The 18,353-nt window shown below is 70.0% G+C and carries 22 protein-coding genes and 1 tRNA gene; 12 read left to right on the top strand and 11 right to left on the bottom strand.

The genetic code is table 11. The features are described from left to right. Nucleotides 1-100: 100 nt before the first annotated feature. The 3 genes from PGB26_RS12625 to PGB26_RS12615 are packed head-to-tail and all read left to right on the top strand — an operon-like array spanning nt 101 to nt 2,081. Complete coding sequence (locus PGB26_RS12625; RefSeq protein ID WP_271637973.1) at nt 101-883, top strand: SDR family oxidoreductase; 783 nt, start codon at nt 101-103, stop codon at nt 881-883. Beyond that, nucleotides 883-1,581: a uracil-DNA glycosylase gene (locus PGB26_RS12620; RefSeq protein ID WP_271637972.1), complete on the top strand. Its 699-nt coding sequence runs from the start codon at nt 883-885 to the stop codon at nt 1,579-1,581. The genes PGB26_RS12625 and PGB26_RS12620 overlap by 1 nt, the downstream gene beginning before the upstream one ends. Then, on the top strand, nt 1,578-2,081 hold the full coding sequence (locus PGB26_RS12615; RefSeq protein WP_271637971.1) for a GNAT family N-acetyltransferase: 504 nt from the start codon (nt 1,578-1,580) through the stop codon (nt 2,079-2,081). The genes PGB26_RS12620 and PGB26_RS12615 overlap by 4 nt, the downstream gene beginning before the upstream one ends. Nucleotides 2,082-2,109: 28 nt before the next feature. Here PGB26_RS12615 and PGB26_RS12610 read toward each other — a convergent pair whose 3' ends face one another. From PGB26_RS12610 to PGB26_RS12585, 6 genes are read right to left on the bottom strand one after another with little or no spacing between them, the layout of a single operon-like run. Further along, the gene (locus PGB26_RS12610; protein WP_271637970.1) at nt 2,110-2,925 is read right to left on the bottom strand and encodes an ABC transporter ATP-binding protein; all 816 of its coding nucleotides are present in this window, start codon (nt 2,923-2,925) and stop codon (nt 2,110-2,112) included. Then, nucleotides 2,922-3,725: an ABC transporter ATP-binding protein gene (locus PGB26_RS12605; RefSeq protein ID WP_271637969.1), complete on the bottom strand. Its 804-nt coding sequence runs from the start codon at nt 3,723-3,725 to the stop codon at nt 2,922-2,924. The genes PGB26_RS12610 and PGB26_RS12605 overlap by 4 nt, the downstream gene beginning before the upstream one ends. After that, the gene (locus PGB26_RS12600) at nt 3,722-4,588 is read right to left on the bottom strand and encodes an ABC transporter permease (protein ID WP_271637968.1); all 867 of its coding nucleotides are present in this window, start codon (nt 4,586-4,588) and stop codon (nt 3,722-3,724) included. The genes PGB26_RS12605 and PGB26_RS12600 overlap by 4 nt, the downstream gene beginning before the upstream one ends. After that, nucleotides 4,588-5,541, bottom strand: a complete 954-nt coding sequence (locus tag PGB26_RS12595; RefSeq protein ID WP_271637967.1) for an ABC transporter permease — start codon at nt 5,539-5,541, stop codon at nt 4,588-4,590. Before PGB26_RS12595 ends, PGB26_RS12600 begins: the two co-directional genes overlap by 1 nt. Continuing rightward, the gene (locus PGB26_RS12590) at nt 5,538-7,064 is read right to left on the bottom strand and encodes an ABC transporter substrate-binding protein (protein ID WP_271637966.1); all 1,527 of its coding nucleotides are present in this window, start codon (nt 7,062-7,064) and stop codon (nt 5,538-5,540) included. The genes PGB26_RS12595 and PGB26_RS12590 overlap by 4 nt, the downstream gene beginning before the upstream one ends. 32 nt (nt 7,065-7,096) lie before the next feature. Then, nucleotides 7,097-8,008 carry an alpha/beta fold hydrolase gene (locus tag PGB26_RS12585; protein WP_271637965.1) on the bottom strand — a complete coding sequence of 304 codons (912 nt, stop codon included), beginning with the start codon at nt 8,006-8,008 and terminating at the stop codon, nt 7,097-7,099. A 188-nt stretch (nt 8,009-8,196) separates the two neighbouring features. Between PGB26_RS12585 and PGB26_RS12580 the strand changes: the two genes are divergently transcribed. Next, nucleotides 8,197-8,901 (top strand): tyrosine-protein phosphatase, encoded by a 705-nt coding sequence (locus PGB26_RS12580; protein WP_271637964.1) that lies wholly within the window; start codon nt 8,197-8,199, stop codon nt 8,899-8,901. A gap of 67 nt (nt 8,902-8,968) precedes the next feature. Further along, nucleotides 8,969-9,430: an SIP domain-containing protein gene (locus PGB26_RS12575; RefSeq protein ID WP_271637963.1), complete on the top strand. Its 462-nt coding sequence runs from the start codon at nt 8,969-8,971 to the stop codon at nt 9,428-9,430. On the opposite strand, the gene PGB26_RS12570 is transcribed toward PGB26_RS12575, so the two are convergent. The 4 genes from PGB26_RS12570 to PGB26_RS12555 form a co-directional block, all read right to left on the bottom strand. Then, the gene (locus PGB26_RS12570; protein ID WP_271637962.1) at nt 9,409-9,873 is read right to left on the bottom strand and encodes a Fe-S oxidoreductase; all 465 of its coding nucleotides are present in this window, start codon (nt 9,871-9,873) and stop codon (nt 9,409-9,411) included. The two genes, PGB26_RS12575 and PGB26_RS12570, sit on opposite strands and share 22 nt — an antisense overlap. Then, on the bottom strand, nt 9,870-10,676 hold the full coding sequence (locus PGB26_RS12565) for an arginase family protein (RefSeq protein WP_271637961.1): 807 nt from the start codon (nt 10,674-10,676) through the stop codon (nt 9,870-9,872). The genes PGB26_RS12570 and PGB26_RS12565 overlap by 4 nt, the downstream gene beginning before the upstream one ends. 58 nt (nt 10,677-10,734) lie before the next feature. Further along, nucleotides 10,735-11,475 (bottom strand): PspA/IM30 family protein, encoded by a 741-nt coding sequence (locus PGB26_RS12560; RefSeq protein ID WP_271637960.1) that lies wholly within the window; start codon nt 11,473-11,475, stop codon nt 10,735-10,737. A 73-nt stretch (nt 11,476-11,548) separates the two neighbouring features. Then, nucleotides 11,549-13,525 (bottom strand): TPM domain-containing protein, encoded by a 1,977-nt coding sequence (locus tag PGB26_RS12555; protein WP_271637959.1) that lies wholly within the window; start codon nt 13,523-13,525, stop codon nt 11,549-11,551. A gap of 170 nt (nt 13,526-13,695) precedes the next feature. On the opposite strand from PGB26_RS12555, the gene PGB26_RS12550 reads away from it, so the two are divergent. The 7 genes from PGB26_RS12550 (at nt 13,696) to PGB26_RS12520 (ending at nt 17,539) form a co-directional block, all read left to right on the top strand. Beyond that, nucleotides 13,696-14,535, top strand: coding sequence for a DUF3097 domain-containing protein (locus tag PGB26_RS12550; RefSeq protein ID WP_271637958.1), 840 nt, complete (start codon nt 13,696-13,698; stop codon nt 14,533-14,535). A 62-nt stretch (nt 14,536-14,597) separates the two neighbouring features. Next, complete coding sequence (gene trmB / locus PGB26_RS12545; RefSeq protein WP_271637957.1) at nt 14,598-15,323, top strand: tRNA (guanosine(46)-N7)-methyltransferase TrmB; 726 nt, start codon at nt 14,598-14,600, stop codon at nt 15,321-15,323. After that, nucleotides 15,320-16,186, top strand: a complete 867-nt coding sequence (locus PGB26_RS12540) for a CPBP family intramembrane glutamic endopeptidase (RefSeq protein ID WP_271637956.1) — start codon at nt 15,320-15,322, stop codon at nt 16,184-16,186. Before trmB ends, PGB26_RS12540 begins: the two co-directional genes overlap by 4 nt. A 64-nt stretch (nt 16,187-16,250) precedes the next feature. After that, on the top strand, nt 16,251-16,577 hold the full coding sequence (locus PGB26_RS12535) for a DUF1304 domain-containing protein (protein WP_271637955.1): 327 nt from the start codon (nt 16,251-16,253) through the stop codon (nt 16,575-16,577). Between the two features lie 68 nt (nt 16,578-16,645). Further along, nucleotides 16,646-16,718 (top strand) — tRNA-Arg (locus PGB26_RS12530). A gap of 71 nt (nt 16,719-16,789) precedes the next feature. Beyond that, on the top strand, nt 16,790-17,005 hold the full coding sequence (locus PGB26_RS12525; RefSeq protein WP_271637954.1) for a DUF2945 domain-containing protein: 216 nt from the start codon (nt 16,790-16,792) through the stop codon (nt 17,003-17,005). A gap of 3 nt (nt 17,006-17,008) precedes the next feature. Beyond that, nucleotides 17,009-17,539 (top strand): DUF488 domain-containing protein, encoded by a 531-nt coding sequence (locus PGB26_RS12520; RefSeq protein ID WP_271637953.1) that lies wholly within the window; start codon nt 17,009-17,011, stop codon nt 17,537-17,539. Here PGB26_RS12520 and PGB26_RS12515 read toward each other — a convergent pair whose 3' ends face one another. Continuing rightward, nucleotides 17,540-18,334 (bottom strand): SGNH/GDSL hydrolase family protein, encoded by a 795-nt coding sequence (locus PGB26_RS12515; RefSeq protein WP_271637952.1) that lies wholly within the window; start codon nt 18,332-18,334, stop codon nt 17,540-17,542. Nucleotides 18,335-18,353: the final 19 nt, after the last annotated feature.

Below are 18,353 nucleotides of genomic sequence, written 5' to 3'. Positions count from 1 at the left end.
GACACTACGAACCCGCGCGGCGGGCGACAACCGCCGGGAAATGTTACGTAACACAGCGCGATGATCGGATAAGGGCCGAGTTCCGCATACGGTGGAGACCATGGTGATCAGACGTGCCGTGGTGACCGGAGCGAGCTCGGGTATCGGAGAGGCGACCGTGCGCGTGCTGCGCGCTCAGGGCTGGGAGGTGGTGGGCGTCGCGCGGCGGCAGAACAGGCTCGCGCAGCTGACATCCGAGACCGGGGCGTCGACCGTCGCATGCGATCTCACCGACTCGGACGCCGTCGCCGCGCTCGTCGCCGAGCTCGAGCGCACCGGGCCCGTGCACGCGCTGGTGCAGGTGGCCGGCGGCGCGCGCGGCACCGACAGCATCGAGCAGGGGTCGATCGACGACTGGCAGTGGATGTACGACGCGAACGTCCTCGCCACGCAGCGGCTCGTCGCGGGCCTGCTCCCGCTGCTGCGCCGCGCCGCTGCCGCGGACGGCCATGCGGACACGGTGTTCGTCACCTCGACCGCGGCGCAGGCCGGGTACCCGGGTGGCGGCGGATACAACGCAGCCAAGGCCGCCGAGGCGATGCTCGTGAAGGTGCTTCGCCAGGAGCTGCACGGCGAGCCGATCCGTGTCGTCGAGGTGGCGCCGGGCATGGTGCACACCGAGGAGTTCGCGCTCAACCGTCTCGGCGGCGATGCGGTCGCAGCCGAGTCGGTGTACGACGGCGTCGCCGAGCCGCTGCTCGCGGACGATGTGGCAGAGCTCATCGCCTATGCGCTGAACGCACCTCGTCGCGTGAACCTCGATCTGGTCACCATGCGCCCGCTGGCCCAGGCCGCACAGCACCTGCTGGCACGCGGCGCGCTGCACGTGCGCACGGACGACTGATGCGACGCACGCTCGTCGATCTCGCCGAGGACGGCGAGATCGACCCAGGCTGGGCGCAGGCGCTCGCGCCCGTGCAGCCGCTGATCACCGAGCTGGGCGACCGGCTGCGAGCCGAGCAGGCCGCCGGTCACGGCTATCTTCCTGCGGGTGCGAACGTGCTGCGGGCCTTCCAGCGTCCGCTGGCCGATGTTCGGGTTCTGATCACCGGGCAGGACCCGTATCCCACGCCGGGTCACCCGATCGGTCTGTCTTTCGCCGTCGATCGTGACGTTCGCCCGCTGCCGCGCAGTCTCGGGAACATCTACCGGGAGCGCCACAGCGATCTGGGCATCGCTCCGGCGCCGCACGGCGACCTGACCGCGTGGAGCGAGCAGGGAGTGCTGCTGCTGAATCGGGTGCTCACGGTTCGCCCCGGCGCCCCGGCATCGCACCGCGGGTGGGGATGGGAGAAGGTGACCGAGCTGGCGATCAGCACGCTCGTCGCGCGTGAGCTGCCGCTGGTCGCGGTGCTGTGGGGGAAGGACGCCGCAGCGCTGAAGCCCCTGCTCGGGCATACCCCCACGATCGAGTCCGCGCATCCCTCGCCGCTCTCGGCGAGCCGCGGCTTCTTCGGCTCCCGGCCGTTCTCGCGCGCGAACGCCCTGCTCGAATCGATGGGCGCCGATCCGGTCGACTGGCGCGTGGCGGGGGAGGCGTGAGCGAGCTGCGGGTGCGTCCGGTGACGGATGCCGATCTGCCGGCGATCCGCGACATCTACAACCACTATGTGCGAACCTCGACCGTGACCTTCGACGAGGTCGAATCGACTCTCGACGACTGGGCGGGCAAGGTGACTCGGATCGCCGAGGCGGGCATCCCGTTCCTGGTCGCCGAGACGCAGTCCGGCGAGCTGCTGGGGTATGCGCTCGGCGTGCCCTGGTCGGCGAAGTCGGCGTACCGGTTCACGATCGAGAACTCGATCTACCTCGCCCCCTCGGCGGCCGGCCGGGGCGTGGGCTGGGCGCTGCTGGCCGTCTTCGTCGACCGATGCCGGGATGCCGGTCTTCGCCAGGTCATCGCCGTGATCGCCGATCACGGCGCCGACGCATCGATCGCGCTGCACCGCAAGGCGGGCTTCGTCGACGCCGGCCGGCTCACCGAGGTGGGGGAGAAGTTCGGCCGCATCCTGGGCGTGCACTTCCTGCAGAAGGCGCTGTAGCTCTCGCCACCGCCCGCATCGCCGTCCGTCAGGGCGAGGGGATGACCGGCACCGCGGCGAGCAGGCGCTTCGTGTACTCCTCGGCGGGATGCTGCAGCACCGTCGCCACGGTCCCGCGTTCCACGATGCGGCCGTCCTTCATCACCGCGACGGTGTCGCTGAGGTGCTGCACGAGGCCGATGTCGTGCGACACGGTGATCATCGTCAGCCCCTCCTCATCGCGCAGCCGGGCCAGCAGGGCGAGGATCTGCGCGCGCACCGTGACGTCGAGCGCCGACATCGGCTCGTCGCCGACGAGGATGCGCGGGCGGTGCACGATCGCGCGAGCCAGCGCGATGCGCTGCCGCTGTCCACCCGAGAATTCGTGCGGATGCCGGTCGGCCATCTCGGCGTCGAGACCCACCTGCGCGAGCACCTCCCGCACCCGTGCACGATGGTCACCGGGAACGTCGAGGGCCCACAGCGGCTCGGCGACGATCCGGCCGACGCTCATGCGCGGGTCGAGCGATGCGTACGGATCCTGGAAGACCAGCCCGGTCTCCCGGCGCAGCCAGTGCAGCGACCTGGCGCTCGCCGAGGCGTCCACCTCGCGGCCGGCGACGCGCACCCGGCCGCCGGTGGGCCGGTCGAGTCCGAGCAGCAGCCGCACCAGCGTCGACTTGCCCGATCCGGATTCGCCGATCAGACCGAGCGACTCGCCTTCGGCGACCTCGAGGTCGGTCGGGTGCAGCGCGACGCTCGTGCGCGGTCGGTCGAACATCGTGCGACGTCTCACGGCGAAGCTGCGGCTCAGGGCCTCGGCGACGATGAGTCCGCGCTCGGCGGGCCCGGCGGGCGCGCTCATGATCCCGTCTCCTCGCTGCGGGCATCCGCCCGCCACAGCGTCGCCGTCGCGTCGCGCAGCAGCGCGCGCGTCACCGGTGAAGCCGGCGAGCCGAGCAGCGTCGAGATGGGCGCCTGCTCGACGACCCGGCCGTGCTCGAGGACGACCGCATGGGTCGCGACCTGGGAGAGCACGGCGAGATCGTGCGTGATGAACACCAGCGACATCCCCTCGTCGGTCACGAGTCCGAGCAGCAGCTTGAGCACCTCCGCCTGGATGGTCACGTCCAGAGCGGTGGTGGGCTCGTCGGCGATGAGCAGCCGCGGCCGGCACGCGAGCGCCATCGCGATGGCGACGCGCTGGCGCTGACCGCCGGACAGCTGGTGCGGGTACCGGTCGACGACGGATGCCGGATCGGGCAGCTGCACGCGGGCCGCCTCGACGATGGCGCGCTCGCGCGCCTCGCGCCTGCCGATCCGCTCGTGGATGCGGACGGATTCGGCGATCTGCCTGCCCACGGTGCGGATGGGATTGAGGGCGGTGCGCGGCTCCTGGAAGACCATGCCGATCTGATCGCCGCGCAGGCGGGCGAGGTCGCGGTCTGGCATGCCGACCAGTTCGGTGCCGTCCCAGCGGATGCTGCCGCCGACCTCTGCCCCCTCGGGCAGCAGCCCGAGGATCGCCAGCGCGGTCATCGACTTGCCGGATCCGGATTCGCCGATCAGGCCCACTCGCTGACCGTCCTGCACCGTGAACGTCACGCCGTCGACCACGCGTGCGCCGTCGATCTCGACGATCAGCGATTCGACCTCGAGGGTCATGCGACCACCTCCGGGACGTGCACCTGCGCGGAGCGGCGCGACAGCGTGGGGTCGGTGGCCTCGCGCAGCGCGTCGCCGAGCAGGTTGAGCCCGAGCACGGTGAGCGTAATGGCGATGCCCGGCCAGACGACGGTGAGCGGATGCACGCCGATGTAGCGCTGCAGATCGGCCAGCAGCGTGCCCCACGACGCCTCGGTGAGCGATGCGCCGAAGCCGAGGTACGAGAGCCCGGCCTCGGCGAGCACCGCGACGGCCATAGACCACGACAGCTGCACGATGAACACCGGGGCGATGTTCGGCAGCAGATGGCGCGCGAGGTTCTGGCCGGCGGTGAGCCCGGATGCCCGTCCCGCCAGCACGAAGTCGCTCTGCTGCACACGGCGCAGCTCGGGGCGCGTGACCCGGGCGATGCTCACCCCGAAGCCGATGCCCACGGCGAAGACGACGACCCACAGCGATCCGCCCCAGACGGCGGAGATCATCATGGCGATCATCAGCACGGGGAACGCGATGAGGATGTCGACCAGCACGGCGACGCTCTCGCGCACCCATCTCGCGGTCAAGGCGCCGAGGGCGGCCAGAGAGACGCCGACGAGCGTCGCCACGATGCCCGCCCCGACGGCGACGAAGGCCGTGGTGCGGGCACCGGCCATGATCAGGCTGAGGATGTCGCGTCCGGTGCCGTCGGTGCCGAGCAGATGCGGCCAGCCTGGCGCCGCCCAGCGCCCGCGCACGTCGGAGAGCATCGGATCGAACGGGGTCCAGAACACGGACACGAGGGCGGTCAGCGCGATCACGACCACGACGAGCGCGGCGAACCGGCCCGTCCACGATGACAGCAGCGTGCGCAGCCAGCGGGGCATCAGCTCTCCTCCGCTCTCTGCCTGGGGTCGACGGCGTGGTGCACGAGGTCGACGATGAAGCCGATGATCAGCACGAATCCGGTGAGCACGAGAAGCTCGCTCTGCACCTTGATCAGATCGCGCGTGCCGACGTCGGCGACCAGCATCCGCCCGATGCCGGGAAGGGTGAACAGCTGCTCGATGACGACCGAGCCCACCACGATGCCGGCGACCTGCACGCCGAGCACCGTGACGATCGAGAGCCCCACGGCAGGGATGCCGTGACGAATGAGCGCCTGGCGCCGTGTGAGGCCCTTCGCGGCCGCGGTGCGCACGAAGTCCTGGCCGGCGGCCTGCAGCGTGGCGCTGCGGACGAAGCGCATCAGCATGGCGCCCTCGACGATGCCGATGGTCAGCGCGGGAAGCAGCAGCGACTCGAGCGCCTTGGCAGGAGTGGTCCACCCCGCGCGGGGGAAGCCCTGCGCCGGCAGCCAGCCCAGCCAGTGGGCGAAGACGACGACCAGCATCATCCCGGCCCAGATCACGGGGACCGCGGCCAGGGCCTGTGCGCCGAGGCTCAGGGCGGTGCCACCGGCGCGGCCGCGCAGCAGGGCGGATGCCACCCCGAACGGCACCGCGATGAGCAGGGCGATGACGAGCGCCATCAGCCCGAGGGGAACCGTGACTCGCGACTTCTCGACCAGCTCGGAGCCCACCGAGGCGCCGCTGAGCTGGGAGGTGCCCAGATCGCCGCGCAGGATGCCGCCGATCCAGTCGGTGTACTGCGCGAGCAGCGGCTTGTTCAGGCCCAGCGATTCGCGCAGCGCCGCGACCGTCTGCGGGTCGGCCTGAGTGCCGGCGATGAGCTGCGCGACGTCCCCGGGGAACACCCGCAGCGTCAGGAAGATGATCGCGCTCGACACGAGGAGCCCTGCGACCAGCAGGGCTCCCCGTGTGAGCGCGTAGCGGATCACTCCGCGGACTTCGTCACGCCGGCGAGATCGATGCGCGAGTTGATCGAGTCGGTCGGGAAGCCGGCGACCGCCGCGGTGTGCGCGGTGAGCGTGGCGCCGTTGTACAGCCAGTCCGCCGCGTGATCCTCGGAGACGATGCGTGCGGCCTTCTTCAGCAGGTCGGCCGACTTCTTCGGGTCGATCTCGGTCTGCGACTGGGCGTACAGCTTCTGCACCTCGGCGTTGTCGTAGCCGAAGTAGTAGTCGGGATTGGCGAAGTTCACGAAATCGCGCGGTTCGACGTGCAGCACGAAGCTGAGCTCGTAGTCGTGGTTCGTGTAGACGTCGTCGAGCCAGGTGGGGAACTCCACGCGCTTGACCTCGAGTGAGACGCCCACCTTGGCGTAGTCCGACACCAGCACCTGAGCCGCGGTCGTGCCGTAGAACGACGGGATGGTGAGGGTGAGATCCAGCTCTTCGTGACCGGCCTCCTTCAGCAGCTTCTTCGCCTTCGCCGGGTCGTAGGGCGCGACGTCGCTGAGATCCTCGTGACCGGGGTCGAGCTCGGGAATCGGACCGTACAGCGTCTGGCCGGCGCCGATCGCCTCGACGAGCGCCTCGTGGTCGACGGCGAGACGCAGTGCCTCGCGCACCCGGACGTCGTCGAGGGGGGCCTTTCGGTTGTTGAAGGCGAGGGTCGCCTTGTCGGTGGTGCGGCCGCTCGTGATGGTGAAGTCGCCGGTGTCCTCGAGCTGGGAGACGAGGTTCGGGTCGACGGCGGTGAGCACGTCGAGCGTGCCGTCGAGCGCCGCGTTCACTCCGGCGGTGAAGTCGGGGATGTACTCGAACACCACCTCTCCGATCGTGGCCTTCTCTCCCCAGTACTCGTCGTACCTGTCGAAGGTGATGGCGCTGCCCTTCGCCCAGCGATCGAGCACGAACGGGCCCGTGCCGTTCTCATCGGTCTTCAGGTCGGTGGTGTCACCGTTCTTGAACACCAGTCCGGCGGGCCCGGTGAGGGTGAAGAGGAAGTTCTGGTCGGGCTGAGTGAGGGTGATCGTCACCGTCTGGGGGTCGGGAGCTGCGATCGAGGTGACGCCGGCGAACTCCGCGTTGCCCTGCACACTGGCATCCGTCCTGACGGTCTCGTACGAGGCGACGACATCGGCCGACGTGAGCGGAGTGCCGTCGTGGAAGGTGACGCCCTCATTGAGCGTGAACTCGTAGGTCAGTCCGTCCGCCGACACCTCGTACGCACTCGCCAGACGCTCTTCGATCCCGTTGTCCTGCGTGCGGGTGACGAGCCCCTCGTAGATGTTGTCGACCAGCACCTGTTCGAGAGCGGCGCCGCTGGTGTGCCGGATGTCGAGATTGGTGGGCTCGAGGACGAGTCCGACGGTGAGGGTCGCATCGGGGTCGACCGCAGCGGACGCCGTCGGCGTGGGCTCGGCGGCCGGGGCGCAGGCGCTGAGCGCGATCGCGCCGGCGGCGAGCAGGCCGAGGGCGGCGAATCCGGCGGAGCGCCGGGCGGGGGAAGCAGACAAGGGTCGTCCTCTCGAAGGGGTGCGGCGCGCGATCAGCGCGTCCCGCGGGTCAGCGCGCCGGTCACGATGGCGGCGAGGGAGTCGGGGGCCGTCTCCTGGACGTTGTGTCCGGCGTCGACGGTGATGACAGCGGCGGTGGGAAGGTGCTCGGTGAACGCGGCGACGTCGGCATCCTGCAGGAAGCCGCGCTCACCGCGCACCAGCGTGACCGGGGCGTCCATGGCGCTGAGCTGCGCCCACGGTGCGGCCCCTGGCGCGGTGCGCTCCGTCTTCAGCGAGTCGAAGGCCGACGCGATGATGTGCGCGAAGTGGTGCTTCCATTCGACGCGGCCGTCGTCGCGCACGCGCGTGTTGAAGAAGACGCCGCGCTCGGTGTCGGCTCGACTCCCGCCGAAGCCGAACGCCTGTGCGCGGTCGACCGCCTCATCGGGCGAGGCGAAGTCGGTGACCGCGTAGAACTCGCGCAGCACCGACGGAGCCGCGTCGGTGTCGAGGCCGGGCACGATGTCGACCAGAATCAGCTCGCGAACCAGTTCCGGATGCTCGGACGCGACGATCTGTGCCGTGAGCCCGCCGAGGGAGTGGCCGACGAGGATCTGCGGGCGCGGCGCCCAGGTCGCGAGAGCGCGCGCGACGTCGGCGGCGAGCACGGCGGGGGAGTAGTCCAGGTCGTCGCGCCAAGAGGAATCACCGTGACCGGCGAGATCGATCGCGATGGCCGGACGGCCGAGCAGCAGCGCGACAACGTCCCACGTGTGGGCGTTGAGACCGGCACCGTGCAGCAGCGTCACCTCGGGGTCGCCGTCGCCGAAGCGCAGCGCGCTGAGCGCGCGACTGTCGGGGAGGGTTATGGCGATACGCTCGGCGCGGGGCAGGTCGGTGCCCAGGGCCTGCGCCTGCTGGGGCAGGTAGCCGAACTCGCTGATGTCTTCAACCACGGCCATATTCTGCTCTTGCGGCGGGTGCAGCGAGAAATGCGGGATCAGTCTGCACGACTTTTGCGTGCCATACTTCGTATATTGCTCAGATATTCTCCTCGAGGCTTGTCTATCTGCATTTCAGGTGTTTCGTTTGACGCGCCCTATGGCGCGTAGGGTGGAGGCATGTCCCCGCGTCTGATCCGAGTGCGAGCATGAGTGTGCTCAGCGTCGGCGGTGTCGCGAATCTCCGTGACGTCGGAGGCATCCGCGCCGGCTCCGCGCGGGTGCGCTCCGGAGTGCTGCTGCGCTCCGGTCACCTCGCAGACCTCACGCCCGAGGGTGGTGCGCTGCTCGCCGACCGCGTGCGGCACGTGGTCGATCTCCGAGACGACGCCGAGGTGGAGCGGGAGCCGTCCGCTCTCAGCGGCGTCCCGATCACGCGGATCCCGCTGTTCCTCGGATCGGTCGGCTCGTTCTTCACGCTCAATATGGATCTGACCGCGATGTATCGTCATCTCGTGGACGAGTCCGCACCGAGGCTGGTGGACGCGGTTCGCATCATCGCGGCAGGCGAGCCGACACTCGTGCACTGCACGGTGGGGAAGGACCGCACCGGTGTCACGGTTGCTCTCGCGCTCAGTGCGGTCGGGGCAGATCGGGATGCCGTGGTCGCCGACTACGCGCTCACCGCGTCGCAGCTGCCGCCGGAGCGGAACCGCGCGATCGTGCAGTACCTGCGCGCGCACCTGCCCGACGCCACGAACGCCGTGCAGCTTGCGACCGAGTCACCCGCTCCCGTGATGGCGTCGCTTCTGGCCGACATCGACGACCGCTATGGATCGGTGGCCGCGTTCCTGCGCGACGCCGGGATGGCCGACGCCGAGCTCCATGCGCTGGCGGAGGCACTGCTCGTCTGATCGCGCCCGTCGGTGCGCGGTCGAATGAGGTTAGGCAACCCTACATAGGTGGTAGAGTGAAGTCATCATGGGCACCACTCAGACGTACGCAGCCGGCCGCGCCGCACGCCGAGCGTCCCGCCGACCGCAGGTGCAGCACCTGATCACGGCTGACGAGCACTCGCTCGCCGATCTCGAGCTCGCCCTCGCCACGCTGCCCATGTGCGCCGTCGGCCGCGTCTTCATCGAGGTGCCCGATGCCGGCGACATCGGCATCATCTCGGCGCCGCCGCGGATGACCGTGACCTGGCTGCCCCGCTCGCGTCGGGGCCTGCAGCCGCGCGCGACGGGGGCGGCGCTCAGCCGGGCCGCGATCGCCTGGGCGGACGAGATGCTCTGCGACGAATCCGGCGCCGGCCTGGGCACCGAGGTCATTCTGCTCGGCGGCTGGCTGAGCACCGCCGACATCGTCGACCACCTGACGAATGCGGGAACCGTGCCGGCGGAGGCGATCCACGCTCCGTCCCGTTACGGTCTCACGTCCGACTGACCGACTCGCCGCGACCGCGGCACGTAACCGCCGTCCTCCAAGCCCGCTTCGACCTCGAACCAGTTGCGAAGCGGATCCCGTCCCGCGAGCAGATACAGCACGGGCATCAGGAACCCGTATCGGCGCCACTGGCGCTTGTGGACGGCTTCGTGCCTGAGCACGGCGTCTGACGGACCACGGTCGCCGGTGAGGAAGCATCCGCCCACGCAGACTCCACCGCGCGCGAATGCCCACGCGGGCAGCCCCTGGAAGACCCAGAGTCCTTCTCGATGCTGCACTCTCCCCGTGCTCCACAGCGAACCCCATACCCAGCCGACGGCGGTGCCCCAGGCATAGCCCAGGCTGCTGATCGGCGAGTCGAGCAGCACCGAAGGCAGGATCCTGTCGACGCGGCGTCCGCGCGCGAGCGCGCGCGCTGCGTGGGCCCGCCACTCGGCCGTCATGCCACGGCGCCGATCAGACGAAGAATCGCGCCGAGGTCGAGCACGGCATCCGCCGGGCTGCGGGGCGCGAAACCGGCGATGGTCGCGCCGGCCAGCGGCACCTCCTCGCGAAGGCGCCTCAGCGCGGCGGCGAGATCAGTCGCGCTCACCCCGAAGGGCGCGGCTTCGGAGACGCCCTCGAACTCCGCAGGATCGAGCACGTCGACGTCGATGTGCACCCACACCCGACTCGCACCCGTCGCACGCACCGCTGCGGCCACGGCGCTGGCATCTGCCAGGCTGTCGGAGGAGAGCACGCTGACCCGCTCCAGGGCATCCCGTTCGGTGTCGTCTATGGAGCGCGAGCCCAGCAGAACGATCCGCTCGGCGGGCACCCCGGGTGACAGGGCGAGCTGCGGCTCGCCCTCGCCCATCACCGCGCGCAGCGCCATCCCGGCGAACGCTCCGGACGGCGAGGTGGACGCGTCGTTCAGGTCGGGGTGCGCGTCGCACCAGAGCACGGCGAGCTCCGAGGTGTCGATCGCCGAGAGGGCGAAGACGCTCACGCTGCAGTCGCCGCCGACCACCACGGTCGGCTCGCTCGTGCCGGCGATGCGCTCGGTGACGAGTTCACGAGTGCGCAGCAGAGCGCTCAGCCGCCGGATGCCGGTGCCGAGAGAGTCGCCGGCCTCCAGCGGCACGTCGAGCATCGTCGTATCACGGCGCGGCAGATCGCCGGCGATCGCGGCGGCGCCGTCGGTGAGCAGCATGGCGCGGGCCGACGGCGAGCCCTGCCACTGAGGCACGATCAGGAAACGGGTCATGGTCTCTCCGGGGGGAGAAGGAGGGGTGGATGCCGCGCACGGCATCCACCCCTCGGAATCACTCTGCTTCGAGGGCGGCACGCGAGGTGCCGCCGGACTTGAGCTCGGCGAGGCGGGCCTCGACCTCGGTCAGCTCGCCGAGGTCCTCGAGGCTCTCGAACTGCGCGTCGAGCGAGGAGGCCGCGATCTCGGCCTTGCCCTGGGCGAGGGCCTCCTGACGGCGGATCTTGTCTTCGAAACGACCGAGCTCGCTGGTCGGGTCGAGCACGTTGATCGAGCCGATGGCATCCTGCACCTTGGTCTGCGCCTCGGCGACCTTCGCCCGGGCGAGCAGCTCGCTGCGCTTCGTCTTGAGCTGGCCGAGCTTCTCCTTCATGCCGTTCAGCCCGCCCTTGAGCTTCTCGACGATCTCGGTCTGCGCCGCGATCTGCGGCTCGGCCGCCTGTGCCTCGCGCTCTTCGCCGATCTGACGCTGCAGGGCGATCTTGGCGAGGCTGTCGAACTTGTCGGCGTCGGTCGTGTTGCCGGCCGAGCGCAGCTCGTCTGCCTTGCGGCTGGCGGCGAGTGCCTTGTTGCCCCACTCGCGTGCGGCGCGGACGTCCTCTTCGTGGTCGCGCTCGAGCAGGCGCAGATTGCCGATGGTCTCGGCGATCGCCGACTCCGCGTCGGCGATGTTGTTGGTGTAATCGCGGACGAGCTGGTCGATCATCTTCTGCGGATCCTCGGCCTGGTCGAGGAGCGAGTTGATGTTCGCGCGGACGAGGGTCGAGATGCGCCCGAAGATGGATTCCTTGGCCATGTTCATTCCTTTGCTGTTCTCAGGTTGTCGTGGTCGATGGTCGTGTCAGATCGTGATAGGCCCGGCGTCGACGTCAGAACGCGCCTCCGCCTCCGCTGCTGCCGGAGCTGCCGCCGAAGCCGCCGACCGAGAAGCCTCCGCCGCCTCCGCCGCCGAAGAAGCCTCCGCCGCCGCTGCTGCCGCCGCCGCTCCAGCCGCCTCCGCCGGAGCCCCAGCCGCCGCCCCAGCCGCCGCCGTGATGACCGCCGGTGGCCTGGCCGATGAGGATGCCGCCGAGCAGAGCGCCGAGGGTGTCACCGCCGCGACCGCCGCCGCCGCTGAACCCGGAGTAGTCGCTCTGTGCGATCCGGATGGCCTCCGACGCCAGGGCGTCCGCCCGCTGGGCGAGCGAGAGCGCCGCGACCGGGTCGGTCTGAGCGAGTGATTGAGCCTGCTCGAGCGTCGCCCGTGCTTCGGCGAGACGGGTGCGCGCGGTCGATGCGATCGAACCACGGCGGTTGAGGATGTAGCTCTCCGCAGTGGAGATCTGCATCTCGGCGCGGCGCACCGCATCGGCGAGCATGCTGAGTGCGCGTGCGATCCTGGCTTGCTCGTCGCGGCCGTGCTGGATGACGGCGTCGATCGACGTGTTGGCGGCTTCCAGAAGCCGAAGGGCGTCGAGAGGCTCCCGCCCGGAGGGTCCGAGCATCGCCTGAGCGCGCTGGATGCCCTGCAGCGTGGCCGCCACCGCCTGAGCGATGCCGCCCTGCGAGTCGGGGAGGGAACGGGCCGTCTGCACATCGGCGTTCAGCTCGGAGATGAGCGCGGCGGCTCGTTCGTCGGCGGCCTGCAGATCGCTCTGCAGCTTCTCGACCGCGTCCTCGAGCTGAGTGGCCTGCTGCACGGCGCCCTCCGCCGCGCGGACGGCGACGGCGGCGTCGCCGGTCTCGCCCTCGGCGATCAGCGCATCGGCCTCCCGAATGCGCTCGTCGGTGAATGTCATGCGAGAGCGGGCTTCGGCGGTGTTGCCGACCACAGGGGAGATCGCTGAGGGCGCATAGACGGCGGCGAGGTCGTCGAGGATGCGATCGGCCCGCTCGATCTCGGCGCCGGCGGCGGCGCGCAGACGGCGCACGTTCTCGAGCGCGGCGGGGGCGTTCTGCTCGAGCTCGCGCAGCTCGTCGAACTCGGCCTTGCGCTCTTCGAGCACCTGCGTCGAGTCCGAGCACAGCTGCAGGATGCGCTGGTTCCACTCGATGCGCTGCTCGTCGGTGTCGGGAACCTCGTCGTCGAGCTTCTGCTGCAGCGAGAACGCCTGGTCGAGGTTGGTGCGCGAGGTCTGCAGGGCCGTCACGAACGGGCCGATCACCTCGTCGCCGAACTGCGCACGCGCGTACTCCATCTCCTGTTCGCTGGTGCGCACGAGGTCGTCGGTGCGCACCAGCGCGATGTTCGCCTGCCTGCCGAGCTCGGCCAGCTGCGCCTGCCGCACGGCCTGCTGCGCCGCCCGCCTGCGGGCACGGCGCACGAGCAGCACGATCACGACGATCACGACGACGACCACGACGACGATGCCGACGATGATCGCTGTGCGTGCGGCGATCTCCGCAGCGCGCTGCTGCTGCTCTGCCGCTCGCTGCGGCTCGAGCACGTAGATGTCGTACGCCCGGTCCGCGCCCGCGACCACGGCGCGGCTGAAGTCGCTCTCCGACAGATCCGGTCGCATGGCGGCGAGGATCTCGTCGCGCTGCTCGACGCTCATCTCGCCCCGGTCCGGGCGGTACATCGTGTAATTGCGACCCTCGGTCGAGACCGAGATGAGGTACTGGGTGTCGCTGAACCCGTTGCCCTGCGCCGTCTGCGTCGTCCACGCGGCAGGATCGGCCGGCGACGTGTACTGCGGCACCATGACGAAGAAGAGGTCGATGCCCGCCTCTTCGCGCAGCCTGTCGAGGGTCGCCTCGGCATCCGCCCGATCGGAGGCGGAGATCACACCGCTGCGGTCGGTGATCTGCCCGTCGAGCTCACCGGGATCGGTCGCGGACGCCATGCTCAGCGAGAGCGCGCCCATCAGAACACCGAGCAGGACCGCGGTCGCAGTCCGCCACCGATTCCTCATCGTGTTCCCTCCGGCCGGCAGGCGTGCACCATGGCACGAGTCTATGCACTGGGCCCGACCGGCGACAGCACCCACGGCGGGTTCGCCGTTCGCCCTCAGCGCAGACGCATACGCTGGGAGGCATGGACGACATGTACGGCTCCGACGTGCTCGCCGACGGCTGGCGGCAGCGCGGTTTCGCCAAGACGACCGAGGTCGCGGCAGAGAGGGATCTCGTCGTCGAGGTCGCGCAGGACGGGTACTGCGGTGCGGTCACCCGGATCGAGGCGGGCATGGTCGAGCTCGAGGACTGGAAGGGCCGTCGGCGCAGCTTCCCGCTCGGCGGCGGATTCATGATCGACGGCAAGCCGGTGAAGCTCGTCGTGCCCGTCGCGAAGCGGACAGGACCCCGCCGCACGGCATCCGGGTCGTTCGCCGTAGCCGACGACCGGGCGCGAGTGGCGCTGCCGAGCCGCATTCTCGTCGAGGGGCGGCACGATGCCGAGCTCGTGGAGAAGGTCTGGGGAGCGGACCTGCGCGTGGAGGGCGTCGTCGTCGAGTACCTGAAGGGTCTCGATCTGCTCGATGAGCTGCTCGCGGAGTCGCCGCCATCGGCCACCCGCCGCTACGGTGTGCTGGTCGATCACCTGGTGGCCGGCTCGAAGGAGACCCGCATCGTGGATCAGATCATGCGCGGTCCGCACGGCCGGCACCTGAAGATCGTCGGGCACCCCTACATCGATGTGTGGCAGTGCGTGACCCCTGCGGCGATGGGCATTCGAGCATGGCCGGAGATCCCGCGCGGCACGGATTGGAAGACGGGCATCTGCCGCGCCTTCGGCTGGCCGGCCGACGACCAGACCGACATCGCCCACGCCTGGAAGCGGATCCTCTCTCGCGTCACGACCTACCGCGACCTCGAACCCGCCCTGCTGGGCCGGGTCGAGGAGCTGATCGACTTCGTCACGGAGCCCGCGCGGTGACCGGCCGTTCGCGGGGCATTCCGTCCACGACGGCCGCTGACGCGCGCCGGTATCCTGGAGGGATGCCTGAACCACGCACCTTCCGCGATGAGCCGGTCTCGTTCGTGCGCCGCAGCGGCCGCATGTCGGAGGCGCAGGAACGGGCATTCGAGCAGCACGCGACGTTCTATCTGCTGGACGTCCCCCGCGACGTCGCCTTCACCTCGGTGCATCCGGATGCGCGGCTCGATGTCGCGGCCGAGTACGGGCGCGAGGCGCCGCTGATCGTCGAGATCGGCTCCGGCCAGGGCCACGCGATCGTCGCCGCCGCATCCGCCGCGCCCGACGCCGACTTCCTGGCGGTCGAGGTGTTCCGGGCGGGGCTGGCGCGCACCATGCTCGACGCCGCGGCCGCCGACGTTCGCAACCTGCGTCTGGTCGAGGCGAATGCTCCCGAGGTGCTCTCGACGTATCTGCCCGAGGGATCGGCGTCGGAGGTGTGGATCTTCTTCTCCGACCCGTGGCATAAGAAGCGCCACACCAAGCGGCGCCTCATCCGTCCCGGCTTCCCAGCGGCCGCAGCGCGCGCGATCGCCGCGGGGGGCCTGCTTCGCCTCGCGACCGACTGGGAGGACTACGCGCTGCAGATGCGCGAGGTGCTCGACGAGGCGCCCGAGTTCGAGCGCGCCTTCGACGGCGAGTGGGCCGCGCGCTTCGACGGCCGCGTGATGACCGCCTTCGAGCGCAAGGGCATCGCCAAAGGACGCGAGATCCGCGACCTCACCTACCGCCGGGTGCCGCGGGTGTGACGAAGACCGCCTGGCGCAGCATCCCTCCGGCGGCGCTGGTGTGCGCTGCCGCGCCCGCCTTCTTCGTGCTCGGCTGGACCTGGGCCGGGTGGCTTCTCATCATCTTCGGCCTCGGGACCGCCGCGCTGATCGAACGCAGGTCTCCGCGCTCGATCGCCGTGTCGGTCGGACACCGACCCGACCGGGTGATCCGCGAGCGACGCGTCCCGTCGCTGACTCGCGATCTGGCGCTGATCGCGATCGGGATGCTGATCGTGCACGCTATCTCACTCGAGGCGCAGCTCGACGACCTCTCGATGCTGCGCTTCACGCTCGCGCTCGGGGGAGCGGTGCTCGCGCCGTACCTGCTGTCGCGCTTCGCGTTCCGCGACCGGGCGATCTCGTTCCCCTGGCGCACCGGCAGGCGCTGGGCGCCATGGCAGTGGGTGTGGCTGATCGGGGTGCTTGTGCTCGGGTGGCTGATCCTGCCGTTCTACTTCATCACCAGCGGCGTCTACCACAACTGGCCGGTCGTGGACACGGCCGATCTCATCGCCCGGCTGTTCGTCGGCGTCGGCGCGGTGGGCATCTGGGACGAGCTGTTCTTCATCTGCACAGTCTTCGCGCTGCTGCGCCGGCACATGCCGGCTCTCAGCGCCAATGTGCTGCAGATGATCGTGTTCGTGTCTTTCCTGTGGGAGCTCGGCTACCGGGCCTGGGGACCGGTGCTGACCATCCCGTTCGCGCTGCTGCAGGGCTGGATCTTCCTGCGCACCCACTCGCTCGCGTACGTGGTGACAGTGCACCTGCTCTTCGACGCCGTCGTGTTCGCCGTGCTCGTGCACGCCCACAATCCCGGGCTGCTGCCGTTCTTCCTCGTCTGACCGGTCCTCGCCGGGCGGTCTCCGCGCCCGCGTCGGGGAGCCAGATGTCGGGTGCGCGGGCCCGGTGACCGGCATTCGGCTCCCGGTCAGGCTGGTGCGGCAGGGTCCGGCGCGGGTGGGGGAGCCTGCCGATGCCGAGACGACGCGGCCCCTCGCCTTCAACCAGGGCTTCTACAACCTCTTCCTCGCCCTAGCCGCGTTCCTCGGGGTCGTCCTGGTCGCGGTAGGGGCACAGACGGCGGGTGTCACCCTCGCCCTCGCCGGCACGGGGATGATGCTCGCCGCGGCCCTCGTGCTGGTCTTCTCCGACCGCACCAAGCTCTGTGCCGCCGCCACTCAGGGCACGGCGCCGCTGCTCGCCGTGATCGCACTGACGGTCTGGATGCTCTGAGCCGCTGGCGCGCAGCCGTCGCGCGCGTGCAATCCGCGGGGTGCGCAGCTGGTAGGCTCGACCGGTACGCCTCCGTAGCTCAGCGGATAGAGCGCCGGTTTCCGGTACCGTAGGTCGCAGGTTCGATTCCTGTCGGGGGCACGTATCGGAGAAGACCGCCCACGGGCGGTCTTCTCCGTCTCCGGCGGCGGATCTTCGAGAGGAGCGCGGCGATGACGAGAAGGTACAAGGTCGGAGAGCACGTCAGCTGGAACTCCGAGGCGGGGCGCGTGCGCGGGCGCATCACGAAGGTGCACACGTCCGATTTCGAGTTCATGGGCCGCACGCGACGCGCCAGTGACGACGACCCGCAGTACGAGATCAAGAGCGACAAGACCGACCACGTCGCGGCGCACCAGGGAAGCGCACTGACGCTGCTCGACGACTGACCGATGATCCTCACCGTCGGCCATTCCACCCACCCTCTGGACGAGTTCACCGAGCTGCTGGCCGCCGCAGAGGTGCGCGCGCTGGTCGACGTGCGACGTCTGCCCGGATCCAACCGGTATCCGTGGTTCAACGCCGACGCTCTCGCCGAGGCGCTGCCCGACCACGACATCCGATATCTGCGGATCGAGCAGCTCGGCGGTCGCCGGAGAATCCAGCGCGAGATACCCGACGAGATCAACGGGATGTGGCGCAACCGCAGTTTCCACAACTACGCGGATTATGCCTTGGGCGCAGACTTCGCCGAGGGGATCGCGGAGCTGCAGTCCGTCGCGGACGCCGCCGACGGACGAGCGGCCGTGATGTGCTCGGAGGCGGTCTGGTGGCGCTGCCACCGGCGGATCATCGCCGATCATCTGCTGGCGCGCGACATCGCGGTCGGCCATCTGATGCCCGACGGCCGCGTGGCAGAGGCGACGCTGACGCGCGGAGCCGTGATCAGCGGTGGAGTGGTGGAGTACCCGTCGACCGAGTGACTACTCGGCCGGCTTCGGCTTCGCCTCGTCGGCGGCGGTCACCGGGGCTGTCCTGAAGCGCTCGAGCGCGGCGGCGACCTTCTCTGCGAGGTAGGCGTGACCGGCATCCGACGGATGCCTGCGACCGGCGCCGACGTCGATCAGCTGCAGGTAGTTCGCGTCGGTGATCCAGTCGTCCTGCACGGGGGAGATGTACCACCAGCCCCGCGCCTCGGCGAGACGGGCGAGATCGCGATCGATGCGCGCCGTCGACGCGCCGACCGGCAGCTCGTGCGGCGCCGGTCCCAGGATGACGATCGGCACGCCGGGGTACTTCGCGACCATGGCATCCCACACCGCGTTCACCGCGGCGGGATAGGCCGCAGCGTCAGACAGCCGATCGTTGATCGATCCCTGCAGGATGATCAGATCCGGATCGATCCACGACTCCAGTTCGCCGACGCGGGTGAGGAAGTCCGGTCCGTCGAGTCCTGCTCGCTGGTACCCGCTGCCGCGCACCCCGCGCACGACCGTGTCGCCGGGGAGCAGTCGGGCAAGGCGGTACGCGTACCCGTCGGTCGGCACAGTCGCGGCCGAGCCGTAGGTCCACGAATCGCCGAAGACGAGTACCTCGGGATCGTCAGGCAGGGCGAGCGCCACCGGTGAGACGCCGTCTTCGGCGGCAGCCACCGGAGCGGTCTCCGCCGGCGGCAGCCAGGGGCGGGTGACGCCCAGGGTGACGGCGAGCGCCACCGCGAGGGCGCCTCCGATCGCAAGGGCCGTGCGGCGCCGTCGGGTCGGCGGGTGCAGGATCATGAGAAGAGCGTAAGCGAAG

Source organism: Microbacterium sp. nov. GSS16 (assembly GCF_028198145.1).
GTDB lineage: Bacteria > Actinomycetota > Actinomycetes > Actinomycetales > Microbacteriaceae > Microbacterium.
Note: the sequence above shows the minus strand (reverse complement) of the source record. Positions and strands in the feature narration are given on the sequence as shown.